Source organism: Leifsonia sp. RCC_180, assembly GCF_058138205.1.
Genome location: NZ_CP200340.1, coordinates 2,221,695 through 2,237,327 on the forward strand (window position 1 = coordinate 2,221,695; position 15,633 = coordinate 2,237,327).

At 70.7% G+C, this 15,633-nt stretch carries 19 protein-coding genes; 15 read left to right on the top strand and 4 right to left on the bottom strand.

Translation table 11 applies throughout. The features are described 5' to 3' along the window. The first annotated feature begins 23 nt into the window (after window positions 1-23). The 6 genes from AB7E03_RS10950 to AB7E03_RS10975 all read left to right on the top strand — a co-directional run bounded on the left by AB7E03_RS10950 (window position 24) and on the right by AB7E03_RS10975 (window position 4,784). Entirely contained in the window at window positions 24-689 is a 666-nt protein-coding gene (locus AB7E03_RS10950; protein WP_489941438.1) for a TetR/AcrR family transcriptional regulator, read from the top strand. Further along, a complete protein-coding gene (locus AB7E03_RS10955) occupies window positions 686-1,393 on the top strand; it encodes a hypothetical protein (RefSeq protein WP_489941439.1) in 708 nt (235 codons plus the stop codon). The genes AB7E03_RS10950 and AB7E03_RS10955 overlap by 4 nt, the downstream gene beginning before the upstream one ends. Beyond that, window positions 1,390-3,243, top strand: coding sequence for a YhgE/Pip family protein (locus AB7E03_RS10960; RefSeq protein ID WP_489941440.1), 1,854 nt, complete (start codon window positions 1,390-1,392; stop codon window positions 3,241-3,243). The genes AB7E03_RS10955 and AB7E03_RS10960 overlap by 4 nt, the downstream gene beginning before the upstream one ends. A gap of 79 nt (window positions 3,244-3,322) precedes the next feature. After that, window positions 3,323-3,487, top strand: a complete 165-nt coding sequence (locus AB7E03_RS10965) for a hypothetical protein (protein WP_489941441.1) — start codon at window positions 3,323-3,325, stop codon at window positions 3,485-3,487. 29 nt (window positions 3,488-3,516) lie between these two features. Further along, a complete protein-coding gene (locus AB7E03_RS10970) occupies window positions 3,517-4,362 on the top strand; it encodes a metallophosphoesterase family protein (RefSeq protein ID WP_489941442.1) in 846 nt (281 codons plus the stop codon). Beyond that, on the top strand, window positions 4,359-4,784 hold the full coding sequence (locus tag AB7E03_RS10975; protein ID WP_489941443.1) for a DUF3052 family protein: 426 nt from the start codon (window positions 4,359-4,361) through the stop codon (window positions 4,782-4,784). The genes AB7E03_RS10970 and AB7E03_RS10975 overlap by 4 nt, the downstream gene beginning before the upstream one ends. 17 nt (window positions 4,785-4,801) lie before the next feature. On the opposite strand, the gene AB7E03_RS10980 is transcribed toward AB7E03_RS10975, so the two are convergent. Next, window positions 4,802-5,437: a TrmH family RNA methyltransferase gene (locus tag AB7E03_RS10980; protein ID WP_489941444.1), complete on the bottom strand. Its 636-nt coding sequence runs from the start codon at window positions 5,435-5,437 to the stop codon at window positions 4,802-4,804. A gap of 94 nt (window positions 5,438-5,531) precedes the next feature. Here AB7E03_RS10980 and AB7E03_RS10985 point away from each other — a divergent pair, with 94 nt between their 5' ends. Together AB7E03_RS10985 and AB7E03_RS10990 are read left to right on the top strand one after the other, a co-directional pair. Next, the gene (locus AB7E03_RS10985) at window positions 5,532-6,329 is read left to right on the top strand and encodes an HAD-IIA family hydrolase (protein ID WP_489941445.1); all 798 of its coding nucleotides are present in this window, start codon (window positions 5,532-5,534) and stop codon (window positions 6,327-6,329) included. A 23-nt stretch (window positions 6,330-6,352) separates the two neighbouring features. Continuing rightward, window positions 6,353-6,904, top strand: a complete 552-nt coding sequence (locus AB7E03_RS10990) for a DUF4303 domain-containing protein (RefSeq protein WP_489941446.1) — start codon at window positions 6,353-6,355, stop codon at window positions 6,902-6,904. Between the two features lie 21 nt (window positions 6,905-6,925). On the opposite strand, the gene AB7E03_RS10995 is transcribed toward AB7E03_RS10990, so the two are convergent. Together AB7E03_RS10995 and pyrE are read right to left on the bottom strand one after the other, a co-directional pair. Beyond that, entirely contained in the window at window positions 6,926-8,890 is a 1,965-nt protein-coding gene (locus AB7E03_RS10995) for a hypothetical protein (protein WP_489941447.1), read from the bottom strand. Next, window positions 8,890-9,438, bottom strand: a complete 549-nt coding sequence (gene pyrE / locus AB7E03_RS11000) for an orotate phosphoribosyltransferase (RefSeq protein WP_489941448.1) — start codon at window positions 9,436-9,438, stop codon at window positions 8,890-8,892. Before pyrE ends, AB7E03_RS10995 begins: the two co-directional genes overlap by 1 nt. 125 nt (window positions 9,439-9,563) lie before the next feature. Here pyrE and AB7E03_RS11005 point away from each other — a divergent pair, with 125 nt between their 5' ends. The 5 genes from AB7E03_RS11005 to AB7E03_RS11025 all read left to right on the top strand — a co-directional run bounded on the left by AB7E03_RS11005 (window position 9,564) and on the right by AB7E03_RS11025 (window position 13,687). Further along, a complete protein-coding gene (locus AB7E03_RS11005) occupies window positions 9,564-10,415 on the top strand; it encodes an exodeoxyribonuclease III (protein ID WP_489941449.1) in 852 nt (283 codons plus the stop codon). An 88-nt stretch (window positions 10,416-10,503) separates the two neighbouring features. After that, window positions 10,504-10,821, top strand: coding sequence for a hypothetical protein (locus AB7E03_RS11010; protein WP_489941450.1), 318 nt, complete (start codon window positions 10,504-10,506; stop codon window positions 10,819-10,821). A 91-nt stretch (window positions 10,822-10,912) separates the two neighbouring features. Next, entirely contained in the window at window positions 10,913-11,773 is an 861-nt protein-coding gene (locus tag AB7E03_RS11015; protein ID WP_489941451.1) for an ABC transporter ATP-binding protein, read from the top strand. A gap of 56 nt (window positions 11,774-11,829) precedes the next feature. Further along, a complete protein-coding gene (locus tag AB7E03_RS11020) occupies window positions 11,830-12,867 on the top strand; it encodes an aliphatic sulfonate ABC transporter substrate-binding protein (protein ID WP_489941452.1) in 1,038 nt (345 codons plus the stop codon). 7 nt (window positions 12,868-12,874) lie between these two features. Beyond that, the gene (locus AB7E03_RS11025; RefSeq protein ID WP_489941453.1) at window positions 12,875-13,687 is read left to right on the top strand and encodes an ABC transporter permease; all 813 of its coding nucleotides are present in this window, start codon (window positions 12,875-12,877) and stop codon (window positions 13,685-13,687) included. An 18-nt stretch (window positions 13,688-13,705) separates the two neighbouring features. Here the strand turns inward: AB7E03_RS11025 and AB7E03_RS11030 are convergent, their stop codons facing one another. After that, window positions 13,706-13,900, bottom strand: coding sequence for a DUF2795 domain-containing protein (locus tag AB7E03_RS11030; RefSeq protein WP_489941454.1), 195 nt, complete (start codon window positions 13,898-13,900; stop codon window positions 13,706-13,708). Between the two features lie 142 nt (window positions 13,901-14,042). Here AB7E03_RS11030 and AB7E03_RS11035 point away from each other — a divergent pair, with 142 nt between their 5' ends. After that, window positions 14,043-14,378, top strand: a complete 336-nt coding sequence (locus AB7E03_RS11035) for a hypothetical protein (RefSeq protein ID WP_489941455.1) — start codon at window positions 14,043-14,045, stop codon at window positions 14,376-14,378. Further along, the gene (locus tag AB7E03_RS11040) at window positions 14,375-15,562 is read left to right on the top strand and encodes a baeRF2 domain-containing protein (RefSeq protein WP_489941456.1); all 1,188 of its coding nucleotides are present in this window, start codon (window positions 14,375-14,377) and stop codon (window positions 15,560-15,562) included. Before AB7E03_RS11035 ends, AB7E03_RS11040 begins: the two co-directional genes overlap by 4 nt. Window positions 15,563-15,633 lie beyond the last annotated feature (71 nt).

The window sequence follows — 15,633 nt, forward strand, 5'->3', positions numbered from 1 at the left end:
TGCAAGAAGCGTACGATGAAGTCATGCCCACCCCGACAACACGCGCTCCTCGGCGCGACGCGACCGCCAACCGCGAGGCCATCCTCCAGGCCGCCGCCGTCGCCCTGAACGTGGACATCGACGCGTCCCTCGAGAGCATCGCCGCACGCGCAGGACTGAGTCGCCGCGCGGTCTACGGGCACTTCGCCACGCGAGACGAACTGCTCGTCGAAGTCTTCACGCGCGGCGCCCGGCGCCTCGCCGTCCTGCTCGACCCGGTGTCGCATCCCGACCCCCTGGTCGAGATCGCCCTGTTCGGCGCCACGCTGTGGGCCGAAGTCGAGCATGTGCGGGTGAGCGCGGCGCTCGCCGTCCGCGGGCCGCACCGCGAGATGGTCGGCACCGCGCTCGACCCGGCGCGCGAGCGGCTGCGCGAGACCGTGCGCCGCGGCAGGGAGTCCGGCCGCATCCGCACCGACCTCGACCGCGAGACCGTCACCCGCCTCATCGAGAACGCCGCCGTGTCGGTGCTCGACGAGGCCTCGCGCGCGCGACTCAGCCCCGAAGCCGGCCACCGACTGGTCATGCTCGCCGGGCTCAGCGCTGCCGGGATGGGCTGGCGCGAGGCGGGCGAGCTGATCGCCTCCAGCCCCGAACTGGCGTTCCGAGCGGCGGGGCACACCGACGAGACCGGAGGACAGGCCCGATGAAGGTCGAACTGCAGAAGGTCGCCAAGGGGCCGAAGAGCGCCGCCCTGCCGCCCACCTCCGCGAGCTTGGAGACCGGCCGCGCCTCCCTCGCCCGCGCCGAGACGGAGCAGCGACCCACCGTGCTCGGGCTGATCGCCTCCGGGCGGATGCGTCCCGACGCCGGCACCGTCACGATCGACGGCGCGACCGACTACGCGGCTATGCGCCGCCGGATCGCCCTCATCGACGCGCCGGACGTCTCCGAGCCCGCTCCCGACGTCACGGTCGCCGGGATCGTCGCAGAAGAACTGATGTTCGCGGGCCGCCCGTCGCATCCCGTCGCGGTCAACCGCTGCCTGCGCGACCTCGGCGCCTCCGAGTGGGCGCGATACTCCATCGGCACCGTGCCGCCGACCGTCCGCATCCGCCTCCTCGCCGAGCTCGCGCTCCTCCGGAAGGGCGTGGATGCGCTGGTCATCGTCTCGCCCGACCGGCACGGCGGCGACCCGGTCGACTTGTGGCGGTTCGCCCGCGAGGTCGCCGGGCGCGAGAAGGCCGTGCTGGTCATCGCCGGCGACGCCTCCGCTGCGGCCATCGCGGCCGCGTCCCTGGTCGAACGCTTCGGCGAGACCGGGCCAGACACTTTCGACGAAGACCCCGGCCGGGACGACACAGACGAGCTCCCGGACCTGATCGTGACCGAGCCCCTCGAGGAGGGTGTGTGAAGATCCCGCAGATGATCGCGGCGGAGTTCCGCCGCCTCACGGCGAACCCCATGTCCATCGTGGCGCTCGTCGCCCTGATGTGCGTCCCCGTGCTGTATGGCGGCCTCTACCTGTGGGCGAACCAGAACCCGTACGCGAACCTCGACCGCATCCCGGCGGCCATCGTCGTCGACGACACCGGCACGACCGTCGACGGGAAGACCGTGAACTACGGGGATGACGTCGCCGACCAGCTCATCGAGGACGGCTCGTTCCAGTGGCACCGCGTGCAGAAGAGCTCGGCGGCGAGCGGGGTGGACGACTCGAAGTACGACTTCAGCATCACGTTCCCGAAGGACTTCTCGTCGGCCCTCGCGTCGGCGTCCGGCACGAGCCCGCACCGTGCCGTCGTCACCCTGACGACCAACGACACCAACAGCTACCTCGCCTCGACCATCGGCACGCAGGCCGCGGAGAAGATCCGCACGTCGATCGTCAAGCAGGTGAACGAGCAGGCCGCGAAGCAGTTCCTGATCGGCCTCGCGGACATCCGCTCCAACCTGGTCACCGCGGTGGACGGTGCGAACAAGCTGGTCGACGGCAGCGCCACCGCGCAGTCGGGAGCGGCACAGCTGGCGGACGGGACATCGCAGCTCGCGTCCGGCTCGCAAGAGCTCTCCGGCAAGCTCGGCGAGCTGGCCTCCGGCGCCCAGCAGGTCAGCGACGGCGCAGCGCAGGTCGCCGCGGGCAATCAACAGCTCGCCGCCAAGGCGGACGAAGCGGGGGCCGCAGCAGCCCAGATCGCCGCCGCCGCACCCGCGGCACAGCAGGACCTTCTGAATCGGCTGGCCGCGGCCGGAGCCACCGAAGCCCAGCTCGCCGAGGTGAAGACGGTGCTCGGAGACCTCGACACGAAGGTGCAGTCCGGCAACAGCCAGATCCAGGGCGCCGTCGGTCAGATCAACCAGCTCTCCGCGGGCGCGGACCAGGTGGCGGGCGGCGCGTCGCAGGTCGCCGCCGGCTCCCAGCAGGCCGCGGCGGGAGCGTCCCAGCTCGCGTCCGGCGCCTCCACGGCGGCGACCGGCGCGGCGCAACTGCGCGACGGGCTCACCACCCTGCACGACGGCACCGCCCAGCTGCGCGACGGGCTGAAGGAGGGCGTCGACCGCATCCCGGACAACTCCCCCAGCCTGCAGAGCAAGCAGGCGTCGACCATCGCCGACCCGGTGAACCTCAAGAACGACTCGATCACCTCCGCCGGCACCTACGGCGCGGGCCTCGCTCCGTTCTTCGTGTCGCTGGCGGCCTGGATCGGCATCTACGCCCTGTTCCTCATCGTCAAGCCGGTCTCCCGCCGGGCCATCACAGCACTGCACTCGCCCGTGAAGATCACCCTCGCGGGCTGGCTCACGCCCGGCCTCCTGGGCGCGATCCAGATGATCGGCCTGTTCGCGATCGTGGCGGGCGCGCTCGGGTTCAGGATCGACAATCCGCTCGGGATGTACGGGCTGATGGGGCTCGCCTCCATCACCTTCGCGGCCATCATCCTTGCGCTGAACGTGTGGCTGGGCAGCGTCGGGCAGTTCCTCGGTCTGGTGCTGATGGTGCTGCAACTGGTGACCGCAGGCGGCACGTTCCCCTGGCAGACGCTGCCCGGTCCGCTCGCCGCGCTGCACCACGCGCTGCCGATGTCGTACGCGGTGGACGGCATCCGTCAGCTGATGTACGGCGGCAACCCGGCGACGGCCTGGGCGGACGCGGGGGTGCTCGCCCTGTGGATGCTCATCGCTCTGCTGATCTCGGCGATCGGCGTCACGCGGATGACCCACTTCCGCACCTTGCGCGACCTGCGTCCGTCGCTCATCGGGTAGCCGCAGCGCACCCCTGGTGGGCGGGCCGCCACCGGCGCTAGGGTGACGCCACCAGCACCCGACTCTCAGGAGGACGACCATGGCCGATCTCGAAGTGCAGGCGGCGCTCGCGCAGGCGCGCCAGGCGGCGAGCGCCGCGAGCTACGACATCCAGAAGCTGTCAGAGGACTCCATCGAACGGCAGGCGCTGCACAACCTCATCACCGCGGTGGACGCCATCATCGAGGCGCTCGACACGGAGTGAGCGACGGTGGCCGGCGCTAGGGTGGCGGCGTGACCGAAACGCTGCGCATCCTGCACCTCTCCGACACGCACCTGTACGGAGACGGCCGGCTGCAGTACGGGATCGTGGACACGCTGGCCGCACTCGACCGGGTCCTTGCCCGCGCGGGCTCGCTGCCCCGCGTCGACCTCGTCGCCGTCTCAGGCGACCTGTCGGACGACGGGACCGCCGAGTCGTACCGCAAGCTCGCGGCCACACTCGAACCGTGGGCGGCCGAGCGCGGCGCCGCGCTGGTCTACGCGATGGGCAACCACGACCTGCCCGACGCTTTCGAAGAGGTGCTCGGCGCGCGCGAGACCGAGACGACCGTCCGCGGGTTCCGCATCGTCACGGTCGACACGAGCGTGCCGCACGCGGGCTACGGGCACGTCGACGAGAGCCAGCTCGACCGGCTGCGCGACCTGCTGGCGACGCCGTCCGAGCGCGGCACCGTCGTGGTCCTCCACCACCCGCCGGTCAGTCCGACGACCGTGCTGTTCGAGCCGCTGCGGCTGGTCGACCCGCAGCCGCTCCTCGACGTGTGCAGCGACGGGGATGTGGATGTGCGCCTCATCCTGGCCGGGCACTACCACCACGGCCTCGTGACGGAGGCGGGACCTGCGGGCATCCCGGTCGTCGTCGCACCGGCCGTCGCGAACACGACCGACGTGCTGTGGCCCGCGCCGCACGAGCGGGCCGTCCGCGGGGCGGGGTTCGCATGGATTCAGCTGCCGGAGGACGGACCAATGCGGGCACACTTCGTGACCGCTCCGGCCCCGGACGACGGCGAGCTCGTCTACGACCTGGACCCCGAGGCGATCCAGCGCATCGCCGACGATTCCGGGTGGCGCGAATGACGCCGTCCGCAGCCGGGTCGTCCGGCATGGCCGGATACTCGGGCACCCCGCTGTGGAAAAAGCTCGGCCTGAAGCCGGGGATGCGGGCGACGGTGCTCCACGCCGATCAGGGCTGGCGCATCCCCCTGGAGGACGGCCCGGCGGTCGTCTGGGCCGACGAAGGCGCGCGGGGGCTCATCCTCGCGTTCTACCGGAGCGCCGGCGAGATCCTGGACGAACTCGACGCGCTCGGCGCGGACATCCGGCCCGACGGGATGCTGTGGGTGTCCTGGCCGCGCAAGGCCGGAGGGCACGTCAGCGACATCGACGAGAACTTCATCCGCGACTCCGCGCTCGCGCGCGGACTCGTCGACGTCAAGGTCGCCGCGCTCGACACGGACTGGTCGGCGCTGAAACTCGTCTGGCGGCGCATCAACCGGTAGCGCGCCAGAGCATCCCGCTAGGAGAACTGCACGTGCCGGCGCACCCACGCGTGCATGGCGATCGCCGCCGCAGCTGAGGCGTTGATCGACCGGGTCGAGCCGAACTGCGAGATCTCGACGACCGCATCCGCCGCCTCCAGCGCCCGCTCCGACAGCCCTGGCCCCTCCTGCCCGAACAGCAGCACGCAGTGGAGAGGCAGCGCGAAGGTCTCCAGGCGCACGGACCCGGGCACGTTGTCGACGGCGATCACCGGCAGCTTCTCGCTGCGCGCCCACGCGACGAAGCCGTCGACGTCGTCGTGGTGCACCACGTGCTGGTAGCGGTCGGTCACCATGGCGCCGCGCTTGTTCCAGCGCCGCCGGCCGATGATGTGGACGGTATCGGCCGCGAACGCGTTGGCGCTGCGCACGATCGAGCCGATGTTCATGTCGTGCTGCCAGTTCTCGATGGCGACATGGAACGGGTGGCGATGCTGGTCGAGATCGGCGACGATCGCCTCCATAGTCCAGTAGCGGTAACGGTCGACCACGTTGCGGGTGTCGCCGTGCCGGAGCAGCTCCTGGTCGTACCGGGGGTCGTCCGGCCATTCCCCCGGCCACGGCCCCACGCCGTACGTCGTCAGCTCGTGTGTCGGGTTCGGGGTCTCATCCACTCGTTCAGCGTATCCACCGGCGCCCGTCGCCTCACTGCGTCGTGAGGACGGCCCCTAAGCTGGACGCATCCGCTTCCTGGTGAAAGGGGTCCACGTGACGCGTCGCGACGAGATCGAATGCTGGCTCACCGACATGGACGGCGTCCTCGTGCACGAGAACCAGGCGCTGCCCGGTTCGTCCGAACTGATCCAGCAGTGGCGCGACCAGGGGACTCCGTTCCTTGTGCTGACCAACAACTCGATCTTCACGCCGCGCGACCTCGCGGCGCGCCTGCGCACCTCCGGGCTCGATGTGCCGGAGGAATCGATCTGGACCTCCGCCCTCGCCACCGCCGACTTCCTCAAGTCGCAGATGCCCGGCGGCACCGCGTACGTCATCGGCGAGGCGGGGCTCACGACCGCACTGCACGAGGCGGGCTTCATCATGACCGACACCAACCCGGACTACGTGGTCGTCGGCGAGACCCGCAGCTACTCGTTCGATGCGATCACGAAGGCCATCCGGCTCATCGGCAAGGGCGCGCGGTTCATCTCCACCAACCCCGACGCCACCGGCCCGAGCGCCGAGGGTCCGCTGCCCGCGACCGGCGCAGTCACCGCGATGATCACGAAGGCCACCGGCCGCGACCCGTACGTCGTCGGCAAGCCGAACCCGATGATGTTCCGCTCGGCGATGAACCGGATCGGCGCCCACTCCGAGAACACGGCCATGATCGGCGACCGGATGGACACCGACGTCGTCGCCGGCATCGAGGCGGGGCTGCACACCATCCTCGTCCTCACCGGCATCAGCGACCCTGCGGAGATCGAGCGGTACCCATTCCGGCCGGACGAGGTGCTGCGCGGCGTCGACGAGCTGGTCGTCCGCGACCCGTTCGAGACCGAGCTCTGACGCGCGCCGCGGCGCCGGGGGACATGGTGGACGACATCGCGCGCATCCGCTCGGCCCTCCGGGATGCCGCGCGGGAGGCCTGGTCCTCCCTGCGTGAGGAGCGGCCGGCGGAGACGTTCTACTACTTCGGGCTGTGGACGACCCCGCTCGCGCACCGGCCGGTTCCGACCGCGTGTTCGTACGAAGGGTTGCGTCAGGCGGTGGAAGCGGCGCGAGCCGAGGGCCTCGCCGTGGTGGAGGACACCCTCCGGTGGTCGGTGAACGACTCGCCGTACGACCTGTACGGCGACGAGCTCTTCGCCCGGCTGGAACCGCTCTTCGACGCGTTCGGGAGCCCGTACGATCGCCCGCGGGCGGTCAACGAAGAGTTGCTCGAAGCGATGATCGGTGCGCTGGCCGACCTGGACGCCGAGGGATTCTTCGGCGTCGGGGCGGCCCGTGAGGCCGTCGTCGTGAATGTGACGCTGCCGGGGCGGGACAGCGTGACGGGGGTCCTGGAGTCCGCCCGGCGACTCAATCCGCCCGGAGCCCTTGCGCGGTATGCGAGGGAGCTGGGCTCCGCCGGGGACGCCTGATCCGCGGTCTGGCTACGCTGGTTACGCCGGACCCGGACCGGCGACCGACGACGTGAGCGGCTGCCCGCTGACCCGCGACGCGAAGCAGTAGTACGACCGCTGGCCGTCCTTCCACTGCTGCTCCGTCGCCGGGAACGAGCCGGTCACCTGCACGTCCGGGTAGGCGCCGGCCGCCCCCAGATCGACCACGCCGCCCGCGGTGCAGAGGCCGGGGACCTGCTGCGCGAGGGAGTCCGCTCCCGGATACGGGGCGGCGGGGTCGGCGGAGAGCAGGTTCGTGTAGACCAGCTGTGCCGTGTGCGGAGTGGCGCAGTCGACGACGGTGAAGTCCTCGGCCCACACGGACGTGAAGGGCTGGATGCACTCCCCTCCACCGAGACTGTCCCACGGATGCGTGCCCGCGCCGACAGCAGCGGCCGGCTTGGGTGTGACGGTCGGGGCGGGGGTCGGCGTCGGGCTCGGCGTGGACTTGGCGCTCGCTGAGGCAGACGCGGCCGGCTGTGCAGCGGGTTTCGCTGCGCCGAACCAGGAGGGGATGCGCGTTCCGAGGGCGAAGAGGCCGATCAGCACGAGAACGACGGCCAGGGCGGCGACGACGGTGAAGAGGATGCGGTTGTTGCGCGACCCCCAGAGGCCCGGGGTCGACGGAGGTATGGGCGGCGCGGTGGCGGAACCCTCCGCGCTGGTGGAGGCGGAGGCGGTGCTGGCGGTAGTGGAGGTGGAGGTCGTGTCGACGTCGTGAGCGGCGCGAGCGGCGTGCACGTCCGCGGGCAGCACCGTGAACGGCGTCGTGGCCACGAGCTGCGGTCCTTCGGCCTCAGCCGCCGGTTCGGGCTCGGCCTCGGGCTCGGGCTCGGGTACCGGCTCCGCCGCGAGCTCGGGCTCACCCAGGCCGTCGCCAGCCGACGTGTCGTCGCGATCTGGCTCTTCGGCCACCTCCCCGAACAGCCGAGCCAGCCCATCCGGCTCTGAAGCGGCAGCGATGCTCTCGGCGTCGATCGGGCTGGTCGCCGGCGAGGGGATGCCGCCCAGCGCGACCTCCGCCTCGGCCGCCGGGATGTCGGGCTCGGAGGGGAGAACGCTCGGCGGCTCCGCGCTCGGCGGCTCCGCTGGCGGCGGCGGGGTCGCTTCCGGCATCCGGAACTCCGGGGCGAGCGGGATGACGCTCGTCGTGTCTCCGATCACCGAGCGGCCCGACGGCTCATCCGTCGTGGGACCGCCGAATCCCAGGAGGGCCGCCAGACCGTGGCTCTCATCCCCGTCGTCGCCGGATTCCAGGTCTTCGTCCGGCGCGGGCGCGTCAAAGATGCTCCGAGGCTCCTCGGGCGCGGCAGGCGCGGGCTGCGCGGGTTCGATGATCCATGAGCCGGCCGCAATGGGCTCGGTGGGCTCGGCAGGCTCAGTGGGCTCAGTGGGCTCAGCGGGCTCGGCGGGTGAGATGGGTTCCAGCGTGGGAACCGTGGAGGCGGGCCCCGTCACCGGCTCGATGTAGTTGGAGCGTCGCACGGGCGGCGCGAACGGCTCGGCATCGTCGGGCTCGGGCTCGGGCTCCTCGGGAACGACCGGCTCGAATAGCGCAGGCGTATCCTCGACCGGCCGCGTAACGGGGAGGGCTGCCTCCGTCGCGGGCTCAGACTCACCGTCAGCCTCCGGCTCGGACTCGACCAGCGGGTCCCCGCCTGCACCCGGCGTCAGGTTCCAGTTGAAAGCGACCGGGAATTCCGCGGGAGGTTCTTCCTCACGGACCGTCTCCTGCGTGGGGCGGCCGAGCAACTCGTCGAAGGGCGCAGGCTCCGGGTCGGCGTCGGCGTCCACGTGCGCCTCGGCCTCGGCCTCGGCCTCGTCTTCCGCATCCTGTGCCCGCTCCCCCGACAGCTGCTGGAACAGCCAGTCGGCGCTGCCGAACTCCGGCTCGTCCGGCTGCGACTCGTCCGGGTCTCGCGGAGGTCCCCCATCCTCCTCACGCCGCCCGCGCTCGTCGGACACTAGGCCAGCCCCAGATCCTTCAGGCCGATGGCGGCGTAGTACGGGTAGCCGGCGCCTTCGATGACCTCCCGGGCGCCCGTGTCACGGTCGACGACGACGGCCACGGCGGCGATCTCGGCTCCGACCTTCTTCAGCGCTTCCACAGCCTTGAGCGGCGAACCGCCTGTGGTGGAGGTGTCTTCCAGGACGATCACGCGCTTGCCTTCGAGGTCCGGCCCCTCGACCTGCTTGCCGCGACCGTGGTCCTTCGGCTCCTTGCGGACGACGAAGGCGTCGTAGGAGACGCCCTGCGCCGCGCCCTGGTGCAGGATGGCGGCGGCCACGGGGTCGGCGCCCATCGTCATCCCGCCGACGGCGACGACGTCCGGGATGTCGCGGATGAGGTCGATCATGACCTGCCCGATCAGTGGCGCGACGCGGTGGTCGAGGCTCACCTTGCGGAGGTCGACGTAGTAGGTCGCCTTCTTGCCGCTCGTCAGCGTGAAGTCGCCGTGGAAAACGGCCTCGGCGGCGATGTAGTCGATGAGCTGCTGTCGTGCGTCGGTCACATCCCCGATTCTAGAGGGGAACGCCATTTCGTCCGGGAGTTCTCCACAGGTTGTCCGCTCTCCACGCGCTCGCGCCGGTCCCGGGGGGCCGGGGCGACGTCGGCGGCGGCCGATACGATCGAGGCATGCGCGTCGCCACCTGGAATGTGAACTCGATCCGCACCCGTGTGGGCCGGGTGGTCGACTGGATGGTGCGTGAGGATGTCGACGTCCTCGCCATGCAGGAGATCAAGTGCAAGCCCGAACAGTTCCCCTATGCGGCGTTCGAGGAGGCCGGGTACGAGGTCGTACTCCACGGCCTCAACCAGTGGAACGGCGTCGCGATCGCCAGCAGGCTCCCGATCGAGGACGTCACGATCGGCTTCCCCGACATGCCGGGCTTCCTGAAGGACCATGACGGCCCTGACCTGCCCAAGGAGGCTCGCGCCATCGGCGCGACCGTGGAGAGCGTGCGGCTGTGGAGCCTCTACGTGCCGAACGGGCGGGCGCTCGCCGACCCGCACTACGTCTACAAGCTCGACTGGCTGGCCGCCTTGGCCGCCGACACGGAGCGCTGGCTCGCCGACGACCCGAACCTCCAGCTGGCGCTGATGGGCGACTGGAACGTGGCTCCGCTCGACTCCGATGTGGGCGATCCGGCTCTCGTTCCCGGGTTGTCCACGCACATCTCGCCGCCCGAGCGCACCGCGTTCGCCGCGTTCGAGAAGGCGGGGCTGACAGACGTCGTCCGCCCGATCGTCCCCGACGGCTTCACCTACTGGGACTACAAGCAGCTGCGCTTCCCCCGCAACGAGGGCCTGCGGATCGACTTCATCCTGGGCTCCCGCGCGTTCGCCGATCGGGTGGTCGGCGCGAGCATCCACCGCAACGAGCGAAAGGGCGCGGCGCCCAGCGACCATGTCCCGGTCCTTGTCGAGCTCGCTCCCGTCGCCACCGCCGCGGAAGACGACGACGACCGCCCGATGATCTTCGGCTGACGCGCGCACGACGATGACCGCCATCCCACCTGCCGCCTCTCCGGCGCCACCGCGCACACCACGCCGATCGGTCATCGTGTGGGACCTGGTGACGTCGATCGTCCTCCAGGTCGTCGCGGTCGTCGTCGCGGGAGTGCTCACGTTCGCCGCGTTCTTCCTGGTGTTCGCGAGCGATCCCTGCGGCGGCGCGACCGCCTGTGACACCGGCCGAATGAGCATCGGCTTCTTCGTGGCCCTCCTCGGCCCGGCGGCCGTCACGCTGGTGGCCGTCATCGTCGCGATCGTGCTGCTGGTCCTCCGCCGCATCAGCTTCTGGGTGCCGATCGTCGGCATCCTGCTGGCCATCGGCGTCTGGGCGGGCGGCGCGGCCCTCGTCATCTCCGGGGTCCCGGGCGCCACTTTCTGATCACCCTCGGGATGCGCCCGGACAACTTTCGTTACGTCGCGTTTCAGCGGGCCAGCGGGGCCCCGTCCGCCGTCGGTAGCGTCGGAGCACCATGACTGCCTCGTCCGCCGCCTTCCCCGTCGAGTTCTCGGGCGTCACGCGAACCTTCGCGACGCCGAACCGGCGTGGCGGTCGCGGGTCGGCCGCCCCCGAACTACGCCCGGTGCTGCGAGACGTGTCCCTCCGCGTGCGCACCGGTGAGGTGGTCGCGATCCTCGGCCCGAGCGGCTGCGGCAAGTCCACGCTGCTGCGCATCGCCGGCGGTCTCGACGCCCCGACCGGGGGAACCGCCCTCATCAACGGGACAGCCGTGGCCGGGGTGGATGCGCGCTGCGCCGTCGGTTTCCAGGAGCCGCGGCTGCTTCCCTGGCGGTCCCTCGAGGACAACGTCGCCCTGGGCCTCCCGCGCGGCCTCGACCGGACGGCCGGACGGGAGCGGGTCGCACAGCTTCTGGAGCTGGTCGGGCTCACCGCATCCGCCACCCTCAGACCCCGCGAGGTCTCCGGTGGGATGGCCCAGCGCACCTCGCTGGCCCGGGCGCTCGCCCGCAACCCGGGCGTCCTGCTGCTGGACGAGCCGTTCGGCGCCCTCGACGCGCTCACCCGGATGCGGATGCAGGACCTCCTGCTCGACATCCACGCCGCAGCGCCCACCACCATCCTGCTGGTCACCCACGACGTGGATGAGGCGCTGCAGCTCGCCGACCGCATCGTTCTGCTGGGCGGCGAGCCAGGCCGTGCGGGGTCGACCATCGTCAGCGTCACGACCGTGCCGGGCGACCGCCCGCGCGACCGCGGGTCCGCCGAGCTGGCCGAGTTGCGCGCAGAGCTGCTCGACGGCCTCGGCATCGACCGCCACGGCCGCGCCCACGACGACCGGCATGCCCCAGCAGTCGCGGCTTTCCCATACTGACCGCACCACACAGCACCGCCCACAGCACCGCACCCACACCCCGAAAGAGGCCACCCATGCGCCGCAGATCCACCGTCCTGACCGCCGCCGCAGGCATCGTCGCTGCCGCCGGCCTGCTGCTGACCGGCTGCGTTGCCGGCGAGGGTTCCGCCGCCGGCGCGACCAACAGCGCGGGAGTCACGAAGGGCGGCACGCTCAACATCGACTTCGCGACCTACAACCCGCTGAGCCTCGTCATCAAGAAGGAGGGCTGGCTCGAGAAGGCGCTGAAGAAGCAGGACATCACCGTCAACTGGGTGCAGTCCGCCGGCTCCAACAAGGCCAACGAAGCACTCCGCTCCGGCGCCATCGACGTCGGCTCGACCGCCGGCTCCGCGGCGCTGCTCGCGCGCTCGAACGGCTCCGAGATCAAGACGATCGACATCTACTCGCAGCCCGAGTGGTCGGCGATCGTGGTCGGCCCGAAATCCTCCATCACCTCGGTGAAGGACCTCAAGGGCAAGCAGATCGCCGCAACGAAGGGCACCGACCCGTACTTCTTCCTGCTGCAGTCGCTGGAGGCCAACGGTCTCTCGGCGAGCGATGTCACCATCCAGAACCTGCAGCACGCCGACGGCTGGGCCGCGCTGCAGAACGGCTCGGTGGATGCGTGGAGCGGCCTCGACCCGATCATGGCGAACGCCGAGAAGTCCGGCGCGAAGCTCATCTACCGCAACGTGAAGTTCAACACCTACGGCTTCCTGAACGCGACCGAGTCGTTCCTCGACTCCAAGCCGGATGTGGCCCAGACCGTCGTCAACACCTACGAGTACGCCCGCGCCTGGTCGCTGAAGCACAAGGACGAGACCGCGAAGATCCTCTCGGATGTCGCCGGCATCGACCCCGCGGTCGCCACCACCGTGATCACCGAGCGCACCAACCTGGACGTGTCGAACATCCCCGGCAAGGCGCAGCTCACGGTGCTGAAGAAGGTCGGCCCGATCTTCGTCCAGTCGAACGACGTGAAGTCGCAGTCCGACATCGACAAGGCGCTCGACACGCTGCTCGACCCGACCTTCGCGAAGAAGGCCGACCCGAGCGCCATCGGAGGCTGACGGGCAGATGACCGTTCAGAGCGCATCGGAGGCCGTCGTCACGGCGAACGTCCGCACGCCGTTCGTCGCGCGCCGCGGGGTGAAGATCGCGGGAGGCTTCCTCATCCCGGTCATCGTCCTCGTGGTGTGGCAGTTGGCGTCGACCTCCGGTGCGTTCACGTCGTCGCAGCTCCCCTCGCCCGCGATGGTGTGGGAGGCCGCGATCGACCTCGCGCAGCGGGGCCTGCTCGGTCAATACGTCGCGATCTCGACGCAGCGCGTCCTGATCGGGTTCGCGTGCGGGGCAGGTCTCGGCCTGCTGCTCGGAGCCATGGTGGGACTGTCGCGGTGGTCCGACGTGCTGTTCAGTCCGACCCTCGCCGCGATCCGCGCCGTGCCGTCGCTCGCGTGGGTGCCGCTGCTGATCCTGTGGTTCAAGATCGGCGAGGACTCCAAGATCATCCTCATCACGATCGGCGCGTTCTTCCCCGTCTATACGACCGTTTCGGCGGCGCTCAAGCACGTCGACCGGCAGCTGGTGGAGGCGGGCCGCGCGTTCGGGCTGAACGGCGTCCGGCTGTTCACCACCGTCCAGCTGCCGGCGGTGCTTCCGTCGGTGATTTCCGGGCTGCGGCTGGCGATGGCTCAGGCGTGGCTGTTCCTGGTTGCGGCCGAGTTGATCGCCTCTTCGATGGGGCTCGGCTACCTTCTCACCGATTCGCAGAACAACGGCCGCACGGATCGTCTGTTCCTGGCGATCATCCTGCTGGCCATCCTGGGGATCATCACGGACTCCCTGCTCGGCCTGTTCGAGCGCTGGTCGGCCCGGCGCTGGGGCTGAGCGCCGGGCCGTCTCTGCTCAGCTGCCGCTGATGCCCTCGGTGACCTGCACCGGGCTCTCGAACTGCCGGTCGGGCAGTCCTTCGAGCGCGTCGATGACCTCCTTCGGGGCGCCTTGGGCCTGCGCTGTGCCGACGAGGTCGGCCTTGCCTGCGGGGTAGTCGACCCCGCTCAGGTACTTCTGCACGTCGATCTGGATGGGCCGGTCGGCCATGTCCTTCTCCTTCCATTCCGGGCGGATGAGACCACGCCTACCCCCATCTGGCCTTGTGGCAAGACCTTGCAGGCGGTTCGGTGCGGTGGTTCTTTCTGTGACGTTCCCGGCTTTTGGAGCCGACGACGCGGAAGGAGTTCTCATGGCCGAACGCGGAAACACCAAGCACGGGCCGGTCCAGGATGAAGAGCTGAAGCACGAAGCGCAATCCTTCGTGCAGGGGCACGGCCCGAGCCATGTCGAGGAGTGGCGGCAGACCGAGCCGATGCCCGACGACACGGACGACCCGGAAGTGGTCACCGCCTCGGGGATCGACGGGGTCGAGTCCCCGGCGGCCGACGGAGTGGTGGATGCGGAGGGCGCAGCCGATCCGGCAGCCGCCGGCCCCGACACGATCGCCTACACGACGGAGACGCCGACGGACGGACCGACGGACGGATCCACAGACGGATCCACGGACGCGGAGGAGAGCCGATGAGCACCCGCGACATTCTGGGCGGTCTGCTGGCCGAGCCCGGCCCCTGGACGACCGTGCTCGCCGACATTTCGCGCGACATGCACGACCCGCAGCGAACGGTCGACCTGCGCCACCGCTCACTCCTGCAGTCCCTGGAGGAGCAGGGCGCTCCACGTGCGGACATCGACGCCGTCGAAGGCGCGCTCCTGACGGACTACCGCACCCCCAGCCCCAGCGCCCGGTTCATCGCCGTGCGCGGCGGTCAGGTGGAGGTCGACGAGGTGATGATCGGCGCCATCCCGCGTGACGGCTGGGCGTGGCATGCGCCTGTCATCGACCCGCTCCCCCTGCTCGCGCGCGACGCCTTCGGCTTCGACGCACTGCTCGTGGAGGCCGCGCGCGACGGGGCGACGATCTGGCACCGGCGCCCCGACCTCCAGCACGAGGCGGACGCCCCCGCCATCGGCGAGGAAGCGCAGCAGACCGACGAGCCCGAGCGCGTGGACGGCACCTCCCACGGCATCGTGCACAAGGTCCCCTCCGGTGGCTGGGCCCAGCTGCGCTACCAGCACTACGTCGAGGACACCTGGCGCGAGAACGAGCGGGCGGTCGCGGAGCGCATCGGCGAGCTGGTCGAGCGCTTCCGGCCCCGGCTGATCATGGTCGCGGGCGATCTGCGGGCCGTCGAACTGCTCACGGAAGAACTGCCTCAGGCCGCGAAGGATGTGCTCTTCACCGAGCAGCTGGAGGCGACGCAGGGCGACGATCAGCAGGAGCTGTTCCGGCGCTTCGAGGAGGCCGTGGCCCGCGTCGCCGCGGAGGACGAGACGGCGGCTCTCGAGCGCGTCTTCACGCGCTCCGAGGGAGAGGGCCGCAGCGAAGCCTTCGGCATCGGCGAGGTGGTCGACGCTCTCGGCCAGAGCCAGGCGGACACCGTGCTGGTGACGGTCCCGCGGGAGGCGGAGCGCACCCACGACGAGGAGCGCAAGGCCATCGCCCTGGACGCCCAGCCGTGGATCGCATCCGCCCCCGAGCAGGACTACGGTGCGGGCGAGCTCGGGATCGTGCCGGCGTCCGTCGCGATCGCACGAGCGGCCGTCCTGACGGACGCTCGCGTCATGGTCGTCTCCCCCGGAGAGCTGCCGGACGACGCCCCCGCGGCCGCGCTGCTGCGCTGGCCGGTCGGGCCTCCGCAGTCGGTCTGAGGACCGCATCCCGTCGCACGATCCACCTGAGAAATCCAGGCCCTATAGCCCGCCCGCCGCCCGGCCTACCG